The organism is Exiguobacterium sp. SRB7LM, assembly GCF_015712685.1.
Taxonomy (GTDB): Bacteria; Bacillota; Bacilli; order Exiguobacteriales; family Exiguobacteriaceae; genus Exiguobacterium; species Exiguobacterium profundum.
This window is the reverse complement of sequence record NZ_VWVR01000006.1, coordinates 876,671-896,809: the sequence shown is the minus strand read 5'-3', so window position 1 is coordinate 896,809 and position 20,139 is coordinate 876,671. Positions and strand designations below refer to the sequence as shown.

Sequence of the window (20,139 nt, the reverse complement as noted above, 5' to 3'; positions counted from 1 at the left end):
GGGGAATTGCGATGCCATATGTGACAGAAATCATGATTATTATTTTAAGTTATTTACTTGGTGCCATTCCGTTTGCCCTCATCATCGGCAAGCTCGGCTATCGCGTAGACGTTCGAGAACATGGGAGCGGCAATCTGGGAACGACGAACACGTTTCGTGTATTAGGAAAGAAGGCAGGAATCCTCGTCTTACTCGGTGACATGGGGAAAGGTCTTGTCGCTGCATTGCTGCCTCTACTGTTCGGAAGCGAGATGAGCCTGCTTCTTGCCGGGATTCCGGCAGTGATTGGACACTCTTATCCTGTCTTTGCGAAATTCAAAGGTGGAAAATCGGTTGCGACGAGCGGTGGTGTTTTGTTGGCAGCCTTCCCATGGTTCTTCTTTGTCGTCGTCGGTACATTCATCGTGACTCTCCTCACCTCGCGCATGGTCTCCCTCTCCTCGATGGCTGCCGCCGTGGTGGGACTTGTGACGGCAACGACTTATAGCATCGTGACGAAAGATTGGTTACCCCTGATCGTCATCGTGCCACTCGCATTGTTCATTATTATTAAGCATCGTACCAATTGGCAACGTATACGTGCTGGGAAAGAACCAAAAGTTCCGCTGTTTCAACACAAGCCGAAATCATGACTCATGCAGGTACGTCCGTGAAGGGCGTGCCTTTTTTTGTGTATTGTCGTTGATTTACACAAAAAAGAAACAAAAACATGTTGGATTTGCTCGTTCTTTACTTTCAATTTACGTTAAATTTACATGCGTTCGTTACACTAGAAAAGGAAAGATTATTGTGGAGGAGGCAGGGACGTGTCTTTAATCGGTGAAGAGCGTAAACAGAAAATTGTAGAATGGATCGAACGAGAAGGCAAAGTAAAAACAAGCGAGTTGATCGAGCGTTTGAACGTATCGGGGGAATCGATTCGCCGTTATTTAGAAGAATTAGAAAAAGAACATCGAATCAAACGTGTATACGGGGGAGCGGTCCTTCATCAGAGCATGTCCTTTCAGCCTATCGTGATTGCAAACATGGATGGGATTCGTCGGATCGCCTATACCGCATTTCAGTTGATTCCAGATGATACATTATTATATATCGGACACGGGGTCGCGGCAGAGCAAGTGGCTTCCCGGTTACGTGGTCGCAATGTGACGGTCGTGACGCCATCGTTGACGGTGGCGAAGGCGTTGTTTGAACAGCGGGCGAAAGGTGTGCTTGGTGGCGAAATTCAGCTATTAGGTGGTACAATCGACCCGAAACATCTCGTGACGACAGGTGAGCAGGTCCTGGCACAACTTCAGACATACATGTTCGACCTTGCCATTTTGTCTGTCGAAGGGGTCGACGCGTCACTAGGTTTAACATGTGACGCTTTCGGCCTCGCCAGTATCACCCAGTCGGTGATGTCACAAAGTCGCGAGACGTTCTTACTGACGGACCATACCCAACTAAATCAACAAAAACGGTATCGCGTCTGTGATTTTTCGAAGGTGACGGCGATTATCTCTGATTTTCCGGAGCCTCAAGATTTCAAAGGCGTCTTAGCCGAACATGGTGTGGACTGGAAGTTCGCACCGTGAAGGGAGCGATTTAATGAATGTAGAAGTGATTGTCACTACACTAACGGAAGCTATTCAGGCTGAGCAACTCGGTGCGAAACGACTCGAACTGATTGCGGATATGGAAAACGGGGGCATCACACCAAGTTTTGGAACGATTCGAAATGTGGTCGAACATGTGTCGATTCCGGTGCATGTGATGATAAGACCCCATACACATTCGTTCCATTTCAATGAGGATGATGTCGAGACTATGCTTGCGGATATCGGTCTATGCCGTGAGCTAGGTGTCGATGGAATCGTATTCGGTGCATTGACACAGGATGGCGCGATTGACGAGCGGATCTTAGGGGAAGTGATCAAGCACAAAGGGGAAATGACGCTCACGTTCCACCGTGCTTTTGATGCATCACGTGATGTCTTTGAAGCGATGGACGTGTTGAATGAATATCCGGAAGTAGATATTCTCCTTACTTCAGGCGGTGCCAAAACTGTACTAGAAGGAATCGAAACCTTGATAGCCTTGAAGGAACAGGCCGAGATGACAATTTTGCCTGGTGCAGGAATCACGGTGGAAACGTTACCGATTCTTCGAGAACGTCTTGACGTAGCGATGGTACACATAGGAAATGGCGTACGAACGAATGGACAGCTCGATGAAGTGAAGTTCAAACAACTTCTTGGATGAGCCAATGCGGAAAACAGTCGGAAGACTGTTTTTTTGCTATAATGAGAGAAAACAATAAATGTAGGTGAATTCATGCAATCTTCCGTTTACAAACAATATGCACTACGAATGCTATCAGGGAAGTGGGGCATATCATTACTCGTTGTCTTAACTGTCATGGTCATTCAAGCGATGATCACGACCCGACTTGATCTCTCGGCGAACGACCCCGAAGTTCTTTTGACATCGGTGGCGCTTCTTTACGGGGCGACGGTTCTGCTCGCACCTATCGAGCTCGGGAAAAATTGGGTGTTTCTCCAAGTGGCGAAAGATGAAAAGCCAACGTTCGGATTGTTGATTGAATCGTTCGGGTCACTTAAAGACTATTCACGTGCCGTGGTCTATTATGCGGTATTCTATTTAGGTCTAAACGTTCTGATGCTTTTCCTGATTGTACCTGGTGTCTGGTTCTATTTGACGTATCGCATCGCGCCATTTATCATGCGAGATGAGCCGGACCTATCTGCATTCCAGGCGATGCGAAAAAGCCGCCAAATGATGAAAGGTCACAAACAGACGATGTTAAAGCTCTATGCGAGTTTTATCGGATGGTATGCGCTCGTCCTTCTTACTGGAGGTTTAGCATATATCTTTGTCACACCATATCTTCAAACGGCGATTTCTGGACTCTATTTAGAGTTAAATGCCTCCTATCAAGCAAAACAACCGGTCGGATAACCCGACCGGTTGTTTTATGTTCCGTGCTGATCTGACTTTTTGGGGTTTGGGGCGTCTTCAAAATCTTGTTTTTCCTCTTCCGACGCATCCGCATGCCACTTTTTTGCTTGCTCGGTGGCAATGGGGATCGCTTTCGTCTCAGAGTAGCCTTGCGCGAGTAATGCGTTCGCGATATCAATGGCTTTCTTTTTTACAAGTGGATCGAAGTTTTTCAGTGATTCTGGATAGTCTTTCATATTCCATGGCACGAAAATCGCCTCCTTCACTCCTACTAATTCCACAAACATCCGGTTTCAAACGTCTTGATGAAGATAATACTCGATCAGTGCTTGCGTGCCATTCTCTCCGTATCCATTCTTTTCAAGAATTGAATAGAGGCGATGTGCGAGCTCGAGACCTGGTAATGTCACTTGTAGCTCGTGTGCGCTCTCGATAGCGAGTGTCATGTCTTTGATAAAGTGTTTGATGAAGAAGCCAGGTGCATAATCTTCGACAATCATGCGTGGAACCAAGTTTTCAAGCGTCCAGCTACCTGCTGCCCCACCACGAATCGTACGAACGAGTGCCTCTGGGTCAATTCCAGCTCGTTTACTGAACGCTAACATTTCGGCATTCCCCATCATGATTCCGGCAATGGCGATTTGATTGGCAAGTTTCGCATATTGACCGCTTCCTGCGTATCCCATTCGTTCTATCGATTGTCCCATCGCTTCAAATAAAGGCTTCGCTTTATTGAAGGCGAATTCACCCCCACCGACTAAAATCGAAAGCGTTCCATTTTTGGCGCCGACATCGCCTCCTGTGACTGGTGCGTCAAGTGGGAGGAGACTCCGCTCAATGGCTGTCTCAGCTATCCGTTCAGCCAGTTTCGGTGAGGACGTCGTCATGTCGATTAATAATGTACCTGGTTCTGCCGAATCAAGAATGTTTCCTTCACCAAAATAGATGGATTCGACATCAGACGGATAGCCGACGATCGTGATGACGGCATCGGCGTCTTGGCAAACGTCCCGTACCGAATCACACCATGTCACACCTTCCTCTAACAATGCGGCTGCCTTCTCTTTCGTCCGTGTGTATGCTTGCACTTCAAATCCGTGTTTCATCAAGTTACGTACCATCGATTGGCCCATGACCCCGAGCCCGATAAATCCGATTGTTTTCATGTGGCTTGTCCCCCTAATAATTGTTGTGAAACGAGTCGTTGATATAGTTCATTCTCCGTTAAAAGTTGCTCATGTTTCCCGATCCCGCTGATTCGTCCATCTTCTAAGACGACTATCTGGTCGGCATGTCTGACAGTCGAGAGTCGGTGGGCAATCACAAGCGTCGTTCGTCCGACCATCAGGCGGTCTAACGCTTCTTGGACCACGCGTTCTGATTCTGAATCTAGACTTGATGTTGCCTCGTCGAGCAATAAAATCTGTGGATTTCGTAACAATGCTCGCGCGATAGCAAGTCGTTGTCGCTGCCCACCAGACAAACGGATACCTCGCTCACCAATCTCCGTATCGAGCTGTTCTGGCATCGTTTCAATGAATGACCATGCGTTGGCCATCTCACAGGCAACTTTGATTTCATCATCACTCGCTTCATGTCGAAGTCCGTACACAATGTTTGTCCGTACAGATCCCGAAAGGACGGGGGAATCTTGAGCGACATATCCGATGATTTGACGCCAAGTATCACGCCCGTATGTTTGAATCTCTCGATTTCCATATCGAATCGTTCCTGCCGTCGGTGTGTAGAACTGTTCGACAAGTGAGAAAAGTGTCGTTTTCCCGGCACCACTCCGTCCTACGATGGCGGTTGTCGCCCCCGGTGACACTTGAAGTGTCAATCCTTGGATGACGGGTTCAGTGCCATAATGGAAAGCAACGTCTTCAAATGAGAGTGCTGTCTGATGAATCGTTTCTTCATGTGTGCTGTATGGTTCGGGACTGACTTCGAGCAATTCAGCAATCCGTTCCGTAGCTCCACGCGCCTTTTGAAGCCTTGTCAAGAATTCACTCATCGTGATGAGGGGCGTGATGATTTGGAAGAGATAGAGCATGAAGGCGAGTAGTTCGCCCGTTGATAAAGCTCCGGTCGAGACGCGATATGCGCCGAACCCGAGGATGGCAATCAACATCCCAGTCAAGGTCACATTGAGAAGGGGAATAAGGATCGCTTGAATTCGTCCTTCCTTCACCCCGTAATCGAACAGTGTCTCGATTTTTGCTTTGCCGGTACTCACTTCCATCTGTTCCGTCGCTTGTGATTTGACAAGTCGAATCTCTCCGAGCAGTTCGGCGAAGAAACCGGAAAGATTTCCGAGTTCTTGTTGTGTCTCTTTTGCGATAATCCGAAGCTTCCGTCCGAGCGGTATGACAATGATGAGTGTGGTCGGAACAGAGAACAAGATGACGAGTGTCATTTGCCAATCGAGTGTGAACAAGATGGCGACGGCGCCGATGACCGAGACGAGGGAGGTCAACAACCTGACACTTTGTTCGGATAACAACTGTTGAAGCGTCGTCGTATCATTGTTCAACCGAGACACCAGTTCCCCCGACTTGATGCCGTCATAGAATGGAATCGGCAGTTTGACGAGATGGTCCCACAAGGTCGTGCGTAAATTGGCAACGACCCGTTGCCCCACAATATGTAACCAATAAATCGAAACGGCACTCGTGATGACCTGAATCAAAAATGCGATGACGAAATAGATGATCCATTCAGGTGTCAATAAGTCGCTGCTCCACCGGTCGACCACACGCTGCAAGATGAGCGGAATGGCCAGTGAGGCGACGGCTTGAAGGAGCGAGATCAGAATGGCTCCGACAAATAGATTTTTCGGAGGATTCGCGATTTTGAATAATTGAAAAAAAGTTTGCCATGTTGATGATTTCATTTTGAAGTCCTCCTCTCCTCTTACTTTCGCTGTTTCAAAAACGGGTGTCAAGACGTCGAATCATACGAATGACTCATGCTAGAATAGGAAAGAGAGGTGATACGTGATGAAATGGATTCACACGGCCGATTGGCATCTAGGTAAGATCGTCCACGGTCGACATATGACAGAAGATCAACGGAATATCTTATTCCATTCTTTTTTACAAATCGTAGATGAGGAACGACCCGATGCGGTCATCATCGCAGGGGATTTATATGACCGAGCCGTCCCTCCCGTCGAGGCGGTCGATTTACTCGATGAGATGTGGCGAGAGCTCGTCTTGAACCGCGGAATCCCAGTCGTAGCCATCGCCGGAAACCATGATTCGGCAGAACGTCTCGAATATAGTTCGAAGTTATTGAGACAAGTAGGACTTCACATCGTCGGGAAGCTAGACCCGACATCTGGTCCCCTTGATGTGGCGGGAGTCCCATTTTATCCGATTCCATTCCTTGAGCCGGCTCGTGTACGGCATATCCTCGGTATCGACTCGATTCGAACGCATCATGATGCACTGGAGGCGGTCATTGAAGCTTTCGGTATGATCGAAAAAGATGCCGTGACGATTGGCCACAGTTTTGTAGCGGGAGGACTGGAGACGGATTCAGAACGTCAACTATCTGTTGGCACGGCAGGACAGGTCGCCAAAGGGTTATATGAGCCTTTTTCGTATACGGCATTAGGTCATTTACATAATCGTGATGCGATTCAATCAGAAAGAATTGCATATAGTGGATCGCTCATGAAATATTCGTTTTCCGAGGTCAATCATGAAAAATCCGTCGACGTTCTGGAATGGAACGGTCAATGGACACGTCGTCGCCGTGCCTTGACACCAGAGCGGGATATGCGACAACTCACCGGAACATTGAACGAACTCCTTGCCCCAACTTATTATCAGCAACAAAAGACAGATGACTACCTTAAAATTGTATTGACCGATGATACGGCGCTTCATGACCCGATGGCGAAACTTCGGACTGTCTATCCGAATATTCTTCATCTTGAATTGGAACTGTTACGTCGCCAGGAGCAGACATCCACGTTTGAACGCGAGACGCTCGAAAGACAGTCAGTAGAAGAGGTATATCTCCAATTTTTTGAGGCCGTACATGATCGCACTGCCTCAGATGCCGTGAAGCAAATGATAGAAGAAGGTGATGTCTAATGAGACCGGTTGAATTGATGATTCAAGCATTTGGACCGTATGCAGAACGTGAAACGATTGACTTCACCCAGTTGGTTGGTCGCTCGATGTTTGTCGTCAGCGGTCGGACGGGCGCCGGGAAGACGACCATTTTTGATGCGATGACGTTCGCCCTTTATGGCCGGGCGAGTGGGTCGCTTCGAAATGCTAGTGACTTCAGAAGCCAGTATGCACAACCTGAGTTGAAGACGGAAGTAGATTTTTCGTTCACGATTCGAGGTGACCGCTATCGGATCGTAAGACAGCCGCAACAACCTCATCCGAAAAATAAGACGCCAATTCCGCACGAGGCAATCCTCTATGAATGGGAGGACGGTTGGAAGCCGCTGGCGACGAAGGTGAACGAGGTACAAGAACGAATCGAATCGATTTTACAATTATCGTATGAACAGTTCAGTCAAATCTTGTTGCTCCCTCAAAACCAATTTAGACAATTACTCGACTCGAACTCGAATGAAAAACAACAAATCCTCCAATCCATTTTCAAAACTGAGGCATATCGTACGTTTCAGGAGAAGTGGGGTGAACGCTATAGCGCGTATCGAAAACAAGTGGAATGGGCGGTCGAGCGGACGCGACTCAAGTTATTAGAGCTCGAAGATGAAGCAATCGAAGAGGTGTCGACCCAGTCCATCGAGGAGATTCAACGTTGGCTTGACGAGCGTGAAGAATATCTGATGACAACATGTGATACGGCCAAAACCCAGAAACAACTGTATGCGACAGCACTGGAAGAGGCAAGAGAAGCGCTTGAGAAAGCAAAATCACTCGTCACGCTGTTCAAGGAGCGAGAAGAAACCGATCGAGCACTTGCAATCTTTTTAAACGGTGAATCGATTCGAAATGAGACACGTGAACTGCTAACAAATTTAGAGGTGGCGGCAAACATTCGTCCAGTCTTTGAACGGTTACAGGAGTTAGAGCAACTCGTGCGTCGGTTGACGATGGAAGAACAGACCTCCTCGACAAAATTAGAGCACTTGCAATCCTCTCAATCAAAGTTAATGGAGCAACAATCAACGATTGAAACGGACAAAGAAGAAGTCATCTCTCTTAAGGAGCGACTTCGGATCGTCGATGAGATGATGCCAAGAATCAAGGAGCGCGCCACACTCGTGACCCTTCGTGACCGATTGATGAATCGTGCAAAAGAATTGGCCATGTTTTCAAAAGAAGTTCGGTTACAAGAACTTCAAGAAAGAGAACGGCGATTGGTCGACAGCATAAAGTCTGAACCTAGTGAACGAGCAGTCGACGCCGAGCGTCATGTCGACCGATTGGTGCATCTGGCATCTCTTGAAACAAAGGCGCGTGAGTTATCGAAACAACTCGACGAATGTGAACGAACGGGCAAAGACGTTCAACGACAGTACGTGACCCAACAAGAAGTGGTCACCACGTTTACACAGCAAGAACAATTACTACTAGCGAAACAACTGAGCGAGACGCTTGTAGACGGTGAGCCATGCCCGGTATGCGGTTCTCGTCATCATGATATCCCACAACACGAAGAAACCGTTACGAACATCGCGGAGCGGGATGCGGCCGTGGCACGTCTTGATGATTTGTCCACACGCTTAATCGAAGCGAGGGCGGATTATCGTTCGCTTCATCAACAACTTCAAGCAGTCCGACAAGAACTAGATCAAGCTTCCAAAGACATTCAATTTAATGGCGATGTCACAGAAGAACTCAATAAGTGGCGAACACGTGCAGAGCTATTGCAACGGGAAGAACGAATGCGTCAAGAGAATGAACGGACACTTCGTCAACTGTCAGCAGAAATCCGACAGTTAGAGCAAGAGCGACGTCAACAGTTCGAAGAGCGGGAGCGTGTCGTATCCGAACTTGAAATGACGCAGCAAAGTCTGTACGCACTCGGTCAAAGTGAAGAAACGACATTCGATGCGTTGCAGCGCGAACGAGCCGACCTTGAGCACCGCATCTCGATGTTGATGAAACAAGTCGAAGCGTACGACCTTGAGTTTGAGACGGTGAAAAAAGCACTTTGGAAAGAGGAAGAACGACTGTCATTGATCCGTGAACAGTTGACTGAAGCATCGAAGCAGTATGATGCCCAGCAGACCATTTGGGTCAATCAGCTAGAAGCATCACATCTGACGCGTGAACGCTATGAATCATTCGCCAATCAAATCGACAAGCGGACAATGATTCGTGAACAGTTGCAACGTGAGGAGGAAGAAGGTGTTCGACTCCGACACCATAAACAGATGATTGAAGAAAAACTGAAGAATCAGGAGCGACCAGACCTGCACGAGATGGAGATGAAAGTGAAGGAAGTGGCTGAATGCAGTGAGCAGGCATCGAAACAGCTGATCACAGCCCAAGATGCCTTGTCTCGACATAGACACGTCATCTCGGAATGGAATACCCTTCGCGAACAGACGGCGCAAGAAGAGCGGAAATTAGAGACAATCAAATTGATTGCGGATACGGGGAAGGGAATCAACCCACAGAAAATGACGTTTGAGACATATGTTCAAACCGCCTTTTTTGATCAGATCCTTCATGCGGCCAACATTCATTTGGATCAGATGACGAGCGGTCAGTTCCGGCTTGAGCGGAAAGTCGAGACGGCGAAAGGGAATGCCAAATCTGGTCTTGAGCTTCTCGTCTTTGATGCCTATACCGGACAATCGCGTCGTGTACAAAATTTATCTGGCGGTGAAGGGTTTAAGGCGTCGTTGTCACTCGCTCTTGGACTTGCGGAGGTGGTCCAACAGTTGAGTGGGGGCATCAGTCTTGAAACGATGCTCATCGATGAAGGATTCGGTACGCTCGATGCCGAATCTCTAGACCAGGCGATTGAATTATTGATGTCTTTACAGGCGACCGGTCGGCTCGTCGGCGTCATCAGTCATGTCCAAGAATTGAAAGACCGTGTCGATGCACGGATTGAAGTGAAAAAATCTAGAAGCGGGTCGTCGATCCAGCTGATTGTGGAGTGATGGTTGTGAAAAAGATGGTGACGAAGTCGAGTCTCATCGAAAAGTTAAAAGAAGCCGGCGTTCGCTCTGGAGAGGCGTTGTTTGTCCATTCGTCGCTCTCAAAACTCGGTTGGGTATGTGGAGGGGCGCAGACCGTCATTGAAGCGATTCAGGAAGTGGTCGGTCCATCTGGGTTGATTATGATGGCGACCCAGACCGGAGACAATTCAGACCCAGCTGAATGGGAAGCGCCACCTGTCCCCGTGGAATGGTGGCAGACGATTCGCGCGGAGATGCCTCCGTACGAAGCTGATAAAACAGCGACACGTGGCATGGGACGTGTGCCGGAACTGTTCCGAAGCTATCCGCACGTTTATCGTAGTTCCCATCCGATGTGGTCTGTTGCCGCCTGGGGCGATGGGGCTGAAGCCATCGTGTCCGGTCATACCATCGATGTCGGGTTCGGTCCAGGTTCACCTATCGAGCGAATGATTGAGCGAAACGCACGAATCCTTCACCTGGGGTCTCCGCTCGATGCGACGACACTCTGGCATTATGCCGAGTACGGAATTGATGGCCCGACCAAATCATTCGGTTGTGCCGTTATAGAACGAGGGGAGCGAAAGTGGCGTACATTTGAACATGTCGATGTGAACAGCGATCCGTTTGGCGCAATCGGCGAGAACATCGTCAAACAAAAGGATGTGCGAACATTTTCTATCCATGAAGCGACATGTTATCTCATTCCGTCTAGCACATGGGAACCAGTTCAACATGCGCTCATCGCGCTTCGTAGCTGGTTGAGATAGAGTAAATAGAATCGAGGGGAAGTTACGGATGAATCGTTGGATGAAACTATTGAGTATTGCGGTACTCATCATTTTACTCGTTGCCGGTTTGGCTATCGGAGGAATCTCGGCTCATATTGGGGATCAGTTGACGTCACCGGAGCGAGAAACATTGACATACACCCCGAAATCACTTGGTTTGAAGTACGAGAATGTGACAATCGAATCGGAGGAAGGATATGACTTATACGGATGGTGGATCCCTCATCCTACACCGCGTGCGACCATCGTCTTTGCCCACGGGTATGGGAAGAACCGTGAACAGGAAGATTTACCGTTGAAAGAGTTGATTCCAGAATTTCATGAACAAGGATACCAATTTTTAACGTTCGATTTTCGCGGGTCAGGGATATCGGAGGGTGACCGAGTCACGGTCGGCGCTAAAGAACAATCCGATTTAAAAGCGGCCATCCAGTATGCGAAAGGTCGTTCAGAAGGACCGGTTGTCTTATACGGAATCTCAATGGGAGCGGCGACAGCACTCTCTACAGCTGATGATGTCGAAGTAGCTGCCGTCATCGCCGACAGTCCGTTTAGTGATTTACGAAATTATCTCGAGACGAATCTTCCGGTATGGAGTGACTTGCCGAACGTTCCGTTCACGCCCGTCATCATGACTGTGACCCCTTGGTTCACCGGTCTCGATGCCGATGTCGTATCTCCTATTCAGGATATCAAGTCGATTGAGGCTCCTATCTTATTGATCCACAGCAAAGGCGATGATGCGATTCCTGTTTCTGAAAGTGAAAAATTGGCTGAAGCACAAGAACGTGTCGAACTTTGGGTGACCGAAAACGAAGGTCATGTCGGATCGTACCAGTCATTCCAGAATGAATATCGTCAACAAATATTCGAGTTTCTAGAACGGTCATTGTAAGCAAAGGGGCGCATTTGACGCCCCTTTTTGATATGATTGCAGACGAGACCAATGAAAGAAGGGTACAACATGGACGTTTTACAAGTATTACAATTTCTCCTTTTAGGTACGCTAATCGGAATCTTGAGTGGATTCTTTGGGATTGGTGGTGGAATCTTACTGACACCACTTCTCCTTGTCTTCGGGTATGAAGCGAGTGCGGCGATTGCCCTTAGCCTCATGTTGACGCTCGGATCAACGACGGCAGGAACGATCTCGCATATCCGTTTGCGGAACGTGAACGTGTCGCACGCATTATGGATCGGTGTGTTCGGGATTGTCGGGACCTGGATTGCCACACCGCTTGTCTTTTATTTAGAAGGGGTCGATGGGGCGACACTCATCATTTCACTAGTCTATATCGCATTACTCACATATTTTGCGGTTTCTTTCTTTCGTTCGAAACAGCATGTGGAAGGAAGCGTCGGAACGGACTCTGTACCACGCCTTGGGATCATCGGTGTGTTCGCGGGATTCATCTCCTCGTTGATGGGAGTAAGCGGTGGATTCGTCTTGACTCCTCTTCAGGTCAAGTTGTTGAACACAGAGATGAAGCGTGCGGTCGGAACGAGTATTACGGCAGCGCTTCTCATCGTCGTATCCGGTGTCATCAGTTACGCGGTGGCGGGTGCTGAAACGAATTATCTGCACGGTCTTGCTCTGATTGCTGGTGCCATGATCGGATCGCCATTTGGGGCGAAACAGCTACAACGTTTCAGCTCGCAGCATGTCAAAAAAGCGCTCGGTGGATTTTATATCACGGTCGCCATCAGTGTAGGGTTGAATTTGATAGGGTGGAATACGGCATCACTTGCACTTCTCGTCACATTAGCGCTTCTGTTCATCGTCACCCTCCTCATTCGACCACGCAAAAAATAAACCCCGTCTTCGGACGGGGTTTTAACGTCTAGCAATATGGTCAATGTTTTCTTGAATCTCGCCAACTTTCGCTTTAGCCTCACGGAGTCTTCGCTCAAACGCATCTGTGTCACGTTTCTCATGAGACGACTTATCGATTCCTTGACGCTGCCCTTTGTCAGAGCGTTGGTAAAAGTGGGTCGCTTTCTGTAAGCGTTTTTTAAACGTCGAGTCGCTCATCGGGACACCCCCTTCCATACTACAGTTATTCCACAGATGGAAACGGGTGAAACGTTCGAACCTTTAAGAGGCGAGGGAACGACGGACTTGAACGTTCTGAGAAATTTTCACGGCTAATATGGCAGCAAGCACGGCTTTCAAAGCGTCACCAAAGAAGAATGGAATATTTACTTTGAGCGCATCAATGAACGACATACCGAGAACGATCTCAAGTCCGATACTTCCGAGTAAGTAGACGAGCCCTAGACCGAATAAAAAGTTATAGCCAATCAATGCAGGGATGGAGCGGTAGCGTTCACTGAACCAGCCAATGAAGAGCGCTGCAATCGGAAAGGCGATTAAATATCCGACAGTTGGTCCTACAAACGGTGCGAGACCTCCTTGACCACTCAGTACTGGAAGTCCAATCAAGCCGAGCAAGAGATACACGATGACTGCCAAAAATCCTTTCCTTGCACCGAATACACCGGCGATGGTCATGATGGCGAGTGTTTGAAGGGTGATTGGAACGGGTCCAATCGGTATTTCGATGAAACCAATACTTGCGATGAGTGCCGCGCCGAAGGCGATTTGAGTCATATCTTGAATCTTCATATGTAAACCCCTTTTCAGTTAACGTTAACAATATAAAAGTTAACATGTTGAAAAGGGGTTGGCAAGAATTATTTCAAGACAGCCCATTTTGACTCAAAGCTGTCTGATATGCCTTCGTTTCAACATAAAGTTCATCCTTGAGTGGATGAAGATGTCGTTGACGGATCCGATAAAATTGATAGGAGACAAGCGCCGCGTTGAATAAGAGGGAGAGTAGACTGACGATAAAGAAGGCTCTCGGGTCATGTGTCGACGGTACGGGAGCTAATCGGTCGGCGAACGCGGGAACTGTCATGACAAACATAATCCATAAAGCCAACGTGTGGGCACGATGTTGTAACCAAGCCCCTTTTTTAATAAAGAAAGAAGGAATGGTACATGAAAGGAGCAGAATCAATCCTGCATAAAACGAATGGTCAGAGATACAATTATAAACGTAAGCAAAATTCCATAAATCATAGGCGATGATCCATGGCCAAATCATATCAGGCCAAATCATATCTTTTGATTGATCTTTCGAAATATTGATTCCAATCCATCCGCAGATGGCGATGATGTTCAATAATCCGGCAAAACCGTTCATTAGATTCCAAGGTCCGGACATGACCCAAAGGTGATCGATATAAGCACCATCGGGAACGTTAAAGAAGTATACTTGAAAGTCTCGGATACAGGCTTCTAAAATGTTTAATGCCAAAATCCCAGGTGGAAAGAATAAGACCCATTTCTTTCGTAATAGCGAGGGGCGGTAACGAATAATCATGAAACCGAGACAGCCGGCGAGTGCAGAATATGTTTTCACCCAGTTGAACCAAGTACCCGTTCCATATTCATTCCCTGGAGCTGCGGTTGTCGGCCAAACAAAAAGGGTCAGTATAGTCGGTACAATCAAGAATAACGTTATTCCTCCCCACTTAGTCGTGCGACTGAATTCATTGAAAGCCATCAAGCTAAACAAGACAAATAACCCAATTCCCCATCCGACGAGATCGATTCGTTCATACAGAATTCCCACTCAAATCTCCTCCTTACATCAGTTACTTGTTCACTATTGAGCAATCTTACTCATACGTTCATATATTCGATTCCATCATGATACTTTGGCTCTCTTGAAGCTGATGATGGCCTTATTGTGATGAAGTTGCCACATATGCCAGAAGACGTAAGGGACGATGATCACAAAATTAATCATTCCCCATGATTTCAATACCTCCGGGTTGAACCAGGTCGAAGAGTTCATGACTTGCGGGAAGATGTCATAGCATGCGCGAATCAATAAATGGGCTGCAAGCGTGTAAATACGAGCGGTAATGTAAAGCTCTGGTCGTCCTTTGATGACTGGATACAGTTCTGCCGCAAGCAAGATGCAGAGCGAGCTGGCAAAATAAGTTGGAGATTCTGCATAGACGAAACATGCGTTCCATGACGTGTAGATAAAATTCCATGACCCGGTCGTATAGGCTACGAGATCCGCGTATCCTTCTTTCGCAAACTTCCAAAAAGTCGGTGCGAAAGGAATCGTCACACAGAGTAAAAATCCACAGGCGGCATTAAAGTAGTTGCCGAGTGTCACATCTTTAATCGTGGCTTCTGCGATATTTAAAAACAATATGGCGTAGAAGAACCATAAAAATTCGTCACGCTTTAAAAAGTCCCAAATTCGTCCTTTCTTGTTCTCGTAAATGGCGATTCGAGAGAAACCAACGATAATCGTTGGGATGATAACGCTTACAATTTTTGCCCAACGAAACCAGCCATCAACATTCCCCATCATCCATAGTGGGATGGTCAATAACGAAGCGAGCCAAAAGTAGGCGGACAGTTTATAGTGCTTTCTGAAAAAAACGATGATTCCTAATAATAAACCTAAATAGAGTGGCATCGAGATTACATGCGGCCAAACGTTCATTCCATTCACCTTCTCATTTGAATTTAACAAACATAACGTTTGTTATGTTTTTAGTATAGGCGGACAATCCTATTTAGTCAATGTGAATTATTTCACAAAATTTAGTCCTGAGCACTCGCATTGGTAGAGCTATGTTATTCTAAAGTGGACTCGAAAGGGGAGAATAATAGTGGACGGTAAAAATAAAATTCTAGATGCAGCCAGAACGGTCATTATTCGAAGTGGGGTGAACGGGGCAACAGTCAGAGCGATTGCAATCGAGGCGAATATGACGACAGGAGCCATCTATCATCATTACAAAAATAAAGAGGATTTATTATACGATTTAATGAATGAGAGCTTGTCTGTTTCCTCTCAAATCGCAAAAGAAATGACGGGCGATTCGTATTCTAAAGAACGCATCAAAATGGAGATTGCACGAAATACGGCGGAACGGTTTCATAAAGATGCAGAGAACCGTCTGCAGTATCATTTTGCTCATGAAGTGTTACTCGGGAACATGGAGGCACAACTGAAATTAAAAGACAAATATGCAGAATGGACAAAACAAATCGAACAAATCCTGATTCATTTGTACGGATTAGAAAACACTCGTCTAAACAATGCGTTCAGTTCATGGCTGATTGCGGCAGTCGATGGGGTCGTCTTGCAATATCTACTAGACGTCAATGAAAATTCCATTGATGAGATGATGGAGGTATTCGATCTTCTACTAGAAAAAGGTCTTCCTTCTTTCGTTGAACGTTTGAATGAACAGGATAAATAAATAGACCCGTCACAGATTAACGTGACGGGTTCAAGATGATTAAGAATAGGTCATCGTGCTCATGCATGCCGAAGCTTCTTTCAACTGTTCACGGACGGCATCGAATCCTGTTCCGCCGTAACTGTTTCGACGTGCGACTGCCTGTTCAGGGGTCAAGGCATGATACACATCCTCTTGAATCAATTCAGAGTACGTTTGGAACACCGTGATTGGAAGCTCGCATAAATACAATCGCTCATCCACGCAATATTTGACGAGTTTACCAGTCACCTCGTGTGCCTCACGGAACGGTAACCCTTTTGCCGTCAAATAATCGGCGAGTTCGGTCGCATTAGAAAAATCACGCTCGGTCGCTTGTTTCATGACGTCCGGGTGGAACGTCAATTCATTCATCATCCCCGCCATGATACTGAGTGAGCCTTGAACGGTCTTGACCGTGTCAAACATTCCTTCTTTATCTTCCTGTAAATCTTTGTTGTAAGCGAGCGGAAGTCCTTTCATGAGCGTCAACAAGCCCATCAAGTTTCCAATCACTCGACCCGACTTTCCACGGACGAGTTCGGCCATGTCAGGGTTTTTCTTTTGTGGCATCATGCTCGAACCGGTAGAGAACGTATCGGACACCGTGATGAAGTGATATTCTTCGCTTGCCCAAAGAATCAATTCTTCACAGAAGCGGGAGAGGTGCATCATGAGCATCGATGCATTTGAAAGAAACTCGAGAATGAAGTCACGGTCGCTAACGGCATCGAGGCTGTTCGGGTAAACCCGATTGAAGCCAAGTAATTCAGCTGAACGGGAACGGTCGATCGGAAACGTTGTCCCTGCTAAGGCTCCTGCGCCAAGAGGGGACCAATCAATCCGTTTCAAGCTGTCCGCAAACCGCTCCTTGTCCCGCTCCAGCATCCAGAAATAGGCGAGCAAATGATGGGCCAGTGAAATCGGTTGTGCACGCTGGAGGTGCGTATAGCCTGGCATGATCGTCTCTACGTTTTCTGAAGCATGTGCATGCAATTCACGTTGAAGCGATTCAATCAATTGAATCACTTCTTTCACACGTTCTTTCAAGTAAAGATGCATGTCCGTCGCGACTTGATCGTTTCGACTACGTGCCGTATGCATTTTCCCTGCGACCGGTCCGATCGCTTCATGAAGCAGAGCTTCTAAGTTCATATGAATATCTTCGTGATACACCTCGAATTTCAATTCATCCGCGAGTGCTTTTTGCTTAAGTTGTTGTAATCCATCAAGGATTTGAGTGACTTCTTCCTTTAAGAGGATGCCCTGGTCACCTAACATCGTCACGTGAGCCATGCTACCCTCTAAATCCTCAAGAACGAGTTGAGCGTCAAATTCAATCGATGCACCGAATGCATCGACCCAATCGCTCGCCGTCTTCTCGAAACGGCCTCCCCATAATTTACTCATTGACGAACGCTCCCTTTTCCATCAACACCTCTGATTGAACTTTTGTTGGCAGACCCCACAACTTGATGAATCCGACAGCTGCTTGCTGATCGAACGTATCTGCTGACGTATAGGTCGCAAGTTCCTCATCATAAAGAGAAATTGGCGACTTCCGTCCGTCGACGATGGCCTGCCCTTTAAACAATTTCATGCGAACCGTTCCTGTGACGGTCGCTTGTGTCTCATCGATAAAGGCAAGAAGTGCTTTTGTGAGCGGTGAATACCAAAGTCCGTTGTAGATCGTTTCTGTCAATTTTTGCTCGACAATTGGTTTAAAATGCGCCACTTCACGAACGAGTGTCAAGGCTTCAAGAGCTTTATGCGCAGTGATCAATGTCATGGCGCCAGGTGCCTCATACACCTCACGTGATTTGATACCGACGACCCGGTTCTCGATGTGGTCAATCTTCCCGACACCATGGGCACCCGCAACGATATTGAGCTCTTTTAAAATATCAGTGAACGATTGGCTCTTCCCATCAATAGCGACCGGAACTCCGTTCTTGAATTCAATTTCAAGAAAAGTCGGTTCATGCGGTGTATCCTCCAGTGCTGCTGTTAACTCATATGCGCTTGCCGGAGGTGCTGCCCAAGGATCTTCCAAAATGCCGCATTCGATGGCGCGTCCCCAGATGTTCTGATCGATTGAAAATGGCTCTTCTTGAACGATCGGAATAGGGATTTGATGTTTCGCCGCGTACGCGATTTCTTCATCACGTGACCATTTCCATTCCCGAACCGGTGCGACGATTTCTAGTGAAGGATCGAGTGCATGAATGGATACTTCAAAACGCACTTGGTCATTTCCTTTCCCAGTACATCCGTGAGCCACAGCGACGGCGCCTTCGGCTTGTGCGACCTCAACCAATTTCTTCGAGATGAGGGGGCGAGATAGTGCCGAAACGAGTGGGTATACGCCTTCATATAATGTGTGGGCCTGCATCGAATAGCGAGCGAACTCGTTGACGAACTCGTCGACCGCATCGATGACGATAGATTTTTTCGCTCCAACTTTCATCGCTTTTTGTTGAATCTTTTCTAAGTCTTTCCCTTCCCCGACGTTCAAACAGACGGCGATGACATCATAACCTTGTTCGTCCAACCATTTAATCGCAACCGATGTGTCAAGACCACCTGAGTAAGCCAATACGAGTTTTTGTTTCAAAATATGAACACCCCTTATGAATAATTATTAATCTTTATTTATAAATATACAACTCAGTGTAAGGGATAAGATGTCGTGTGGCAACCCTTTTTTGAAAATAAAAAGACCACGAGTGATTTCGTGGTCGTCATTGTTCGATTTTGAGTTGGGATAACCATTGCGACATATGGTCGCTAACAGGGATAAGAAGTTCAGGACGTGCAGCTTTTAATGGGACGACTTCATATGGACCGACCGAAGATTTTTGAGCAAAAGTCGGATAGAACATCGGATTTTTCAATTCAATAGTCGATTGGTCATCTTCGGTTGTCTTGACCACATCAATCCCGATAATGCCCCCCGTGTTTCGCTCATCCCCTTGTTGTCCGGAAAGGAAATTACCAAGCGAGTAGATGACAAAAGTTTGATTGCCATTGACTCCTTCTAGCATGGTCGGAGGTTGCAGCACGTGAGGGTGGTGACCGATGATGATATCGACTCCGAGGTCTGCTAACGATTGGGCGAGCTCAGTTTGACTCTTATTCGGTAACGGCTCATATTCCGTACCGAAATGGAGGGAGACGACCGTCATGTCAGTCGACTGTTCCGCCTTCTCGATCTCTGGTTGCATCTGTGCAAGGTCGATATAATTTACGTGATAAGGCTGCTTCGGCACGACTCCATTCGTCCCGTAAGTGTATGCGAGGAAGGAAAAAGAAATATCATTAGCCGTCAACGTACGAATATCCGCTTTGTCCTCATCAGATAGGAAGGAGCCTGTATAAGGCATTCCGATTGCATTCCAATGGTCGATTGAATTTTCAATGGCTCGGACGCCACGGTCGAGCGTATGATTATTCGCTGTCGTGACCAAATCGATTCCTGCCCGTTGTAGGGCATCACCAATTTCATATGGACTGTTAAATGCCGGGTAGCTCGAAAGTCCGATTTCACTCCCGCCAATCATGCTCTCTTGGTTGGCAATTGAAATATCGGCGCGATTCAATATTGGAGAGATCTGGTCGAATGCCGAATCAAATTCATACCCTTCATCGGTACGTGCTGCGTTGTATACCGAATCATGTAGAAGAATATCGCCGATTGCATAGAGGGAGGCCGTTGTGACGATCGGTTCGGGTTCGGCAGGCGGCATTTCTTCAGGTACCTCGACAATCGGTTCTTCGACTTCTTTTGGTACTTCTTGATTGGTTGCCGGAGTCGTACCACAGGCGATTAATAATACAAAGCTAGACAGGAAGGTAAGGCGAGAGACGATCTTGATTGGTTTCATCCCGATTCTCCTTTTCACGACAGATTCGTACGATAATCCTAAAATTCGTCGATAA

20 protein-coding genes are annotated in these 20,139 nt (G+C 47.2%); 10 read left to right on the top strand and 10 right to left on the bottom strand.

Features of this window, described 5'->3' with window-relative positions; genetic code table 11:
* Positions 1–11: 11 nt before the first annotated feature.
* The 4 genes from plsY (at position 12) to F3H97_RS05405 (ending at position 2,961) form a co-directional block, all read left to right on the top strand.
* On the top strand, positions 12–632 hold the full coding sequence (gene plsY, locus F3H97_RS05420; RefSeq protein ID WP_012726437.1) for a glycerol-3-phosphate 1-O-acyltransferase PlsY: 621 nt from the start codon (positions 12–14) through the stop codon (positions 630–632).
* Positions 633–806: 174 nt separating this feature from the next.
* Positions 807–1,577: a DeoR/GlpR family DNA-binding transcription regulator gene (locus F3H97_RS05415; protein ID WP_012726436.1), complete on the top strand. Its 771-nt coding sequence runs from the start codon at positions 807–809 to the stop codon at positions 1,575–1,577.
* Positions 1,578–1,590: 13 nt separating this feature from the next.
* Positions 1,591–2,244: a copper homeostasis protein CutC gene (locus F3H97_RS05410; protein WP_196430810.1), complete on the top strand. Its 654-nt coding sequence runs from the start codon at positions 1,591–1,593 to the stop codon at positions 2,242–2,244.
* 72 nt (positions 2,245–2,316) lie between these two features.
* Positions 2,317–2,961: a DUF975 family protein gene (locus F3H97_RS05405; RefSeq protein WP_031423519.1), complete on the top strand. Its 645-nt coding sequence runs from the start codon at positions 2,317–2,319 to the stop codon at positions 2,959–2,961.
* A gap of 14 nt (positions 2,962–2,975) precedes the next feature.
* On the opposite strand, the gene F3H97_RS05400 is transcribed toward F3H97_RS05405, so the two are convergent.
* The 3 genes from F3H97_RS05400 to F3H97_RS05390 are packed head-to-tail and all read right to left on the bottom strand — an operon-like array spanning position 2,976 to position 5,854.
* Positions 2,976–3,209 (bottom strand): DUF2188 domain-containing protein, encoded by a 234-nt coding sequence (locus tag F3H97_RS05400; protein WP_012726433.1) that lies wholly within the window; start codon positions 3,207–3,209, stop codon positions 2,976–2,978.
* 45 nt (positions 3,210–3,254) lie between these two features.
* The gene (locus F3H97_RS05395) at positions 3,255–4,127 is read right to left on the bottom strand and encodes an NAD(P)-dependent oxidoreductase (RefSeq protein WP_196430809.1); all 873 of its coding nucleotides are present in this window, start codon (positions 4,125–4,127) and stop codon (positions 3,255–3,257) included.
* Positions 4,124–5,854, bottom strand: a complete 1,731-nt coding sequence (locus F3H97_RS05390; protein ID WP_196430808.1) for an ABC transporter ATP-binding protein — start codon at positions 5,852–5,854, stop codon at positions 4,124–4,126. Before F3H97_RS05390 ends, F3H97_RS05395 begins: the two co-directional genes overlap by 4 nt.
* Positions 5,855–5,960: 106 nt before the next feature.
* Between F3H97_RS05390 and F3H97_RS05385 the strand changes: the two genes are divergently transcribed.
* The 5 genes from F3H97_RS05385 (at position 5,961) to F3H97_RS05365 (ending at position 12,694) form a co-directional block, all read left to right on the top strand.
* Entirely contained in the window at positions 5,961–7,064 is a 1,104-nt protein-coding gene (locus F3H97_RS05385) for an exonuclease SbcCD subunit D (protein WP_159562387.1), read from the top strand.
* Positions 7,064–10,072, top strand: a complete 3,009-nt coding sequence (locus F3H97_RS05380; protein WP_196430807.1) for an AAA family ATPase — start codon at positions 7,064–7,066, stop codon at positions 10,070–10,072. The genes F3H97_RS05385 and F3H97_RS05380 overlap by 1 nt, the downstream gene beginning before the upstream one ends.
* Positions 10,072–10,860, top strand: coding sequence for an AAC(3) family N-acetyltransferase (locus tag F3H97_RS05375; RefSeq protein ID WP_047795253.1), 789 nt, complete (start codon positions 10,072–10,074; stop codon positions 10,858–10,860). The genes F3H97_RS05380 and F3H97_RS05375 overlap by 1 nt, the downstream gene beginning before the upstream one ends.
* Before the next feature lie 28 nt (positions 10,861–10,888).
* The gene (locus F3H97_RS05370; RefSeq protein ID WP_196430806.1) at positions 10,889–11,776 is read left to right on the top strand and encodes an alpha/beta hydrolase; all 888 of its coding nucleotides are present in this window, start codon (positions 10,889–10,891) and stop codon (positions 11,774–11,776) included.
* A 69-nt stretch (positions 11,777–11,845) separates the two neighbouring features.
* Positions 11,846–12,694, top strand: coding sequence for a sulfite exporter TauE/SafE family protein (locus F3H97_RS05365; RefSeq protein ID WP_074036900.1), 849 nt, complete (start codon positions 11,846–11,848; stop codon positions 12,692–12,694).
* A 21-nt stretch (positions 12,695–12,715) separates the two neighbouring features.
* Here the strand turns inward: F3H97_RS05365 and F3H97_RS05360 are convergent, their stop codons facing one another.
* The 4 genes from F3H97_RS05360 to F3H97_RS05345 all read right to left on the bottom strand — a co-directional run bounded on the left by F3H97_RS05360 (position 12,716) and on the right by F3H97_RS05345 (position 15,416).
* Complete coding sequence (locus F3H97_RS05360) at positions 12,716–12,913, bottom strand: hypothetical protein (RefSeq protein ID WP_012726425.1); 198 nt, start codon at positions 12,911–12,913, stop codon at positions 12,716–12,718.
* Between the two features lie 63 nt (positions 12,914–12,976).
* Complete coding sequence (locus tag F3H97_RS05355; RefSeq protein WP_196430805.1) at positions 12,977–13,507, bottom strand: biotin transporter BioY; 531 nt, start codon at positions 13,505–13,507, stop codon at positions 12,977–12,979.
* A 73-nt stretch (positions 13,508–13,580) separates the two neighbouring features.
* Entirely contained in the window at positions 13,581–14,522 is a 942-nt protein-coding gene (locus F3H97_RS05350; protein WP_159562383.1) for a DUF5692 family protein, read from the bottom strand.
* Between the two features lie 75 nt (positions 14,523–14,597).
* Positions 14,598–15,416: a hypothetical protein gene (locus F3H97_RS05345; RefSeq protein WP_196430804.1), complete on the bottom strand. Its 819-nt coding sequence runs from the start codon at positions 15,414–15,416 to the stop codon at positions 14,598–14,600.
* Between the two features lie 169 nt (positions 15,417–15,585).
* Here F3H97_RS05345 and F3H97_RS05340 point away from each other — a divergent pair, with 169 nt between their 5' ends.
* Positions 15,586–16,182, top strand: a complete 597-nt coding sequence (locus tag F3H97_RS05340) for a TetR/AcrR family transcriptional regulator (protein ID WP_196430803.1) — start codon at positions 15,586–15,588, stop codon at positions 16,180–16,182.
* A gap of 39 nt (positions 16,183–16,221) precedes the next feature.
* Here the strand turns inward: F3H97_RS05340 and argH are convergent, their stop codons facing one another.
* The 3 genes from argH to F3H97_RS05325 form a co-directional block, all read right to left on the bottom strand.
* Positions 16,222–17,610: an argininosuccinate lyase gene (gene argH / locus F3H97_RS05335; protein ID WP_196430802.1), complete on the bottom strand. Its 1,389-nt coding sequence runs from the start codon at positions 17,608–17,610 to the stop codon at positions 16,222–16,224.
* A complete protein-coding gene (locus tag F3H97_RS05330) occupies positions 17,603–18,817 on the bottom strand; it encodes an argininosuccinate synthase (protein WP_196431842.1) in 1,215 nt (404 codons plus the stop codon). The genes argH and F3H97_RS05330 overlap by 8 nt, the downstream gene beginning before the upstream one ends.
* Before the next feature lie 124 nt (positions 18,818–18,941).
* Positions 18,942–20,084, bottom strand: coding sequence for a CapA family protein (locus F3H97_RS05325; RefSeq protein WP_196430801.1), 1,143 nt, complete (start codon positions 20,082–20,084; stop codon positions 18,942–18,944).
* Positions 20,085–20,139: the final 55 nt, after the last annotated feature.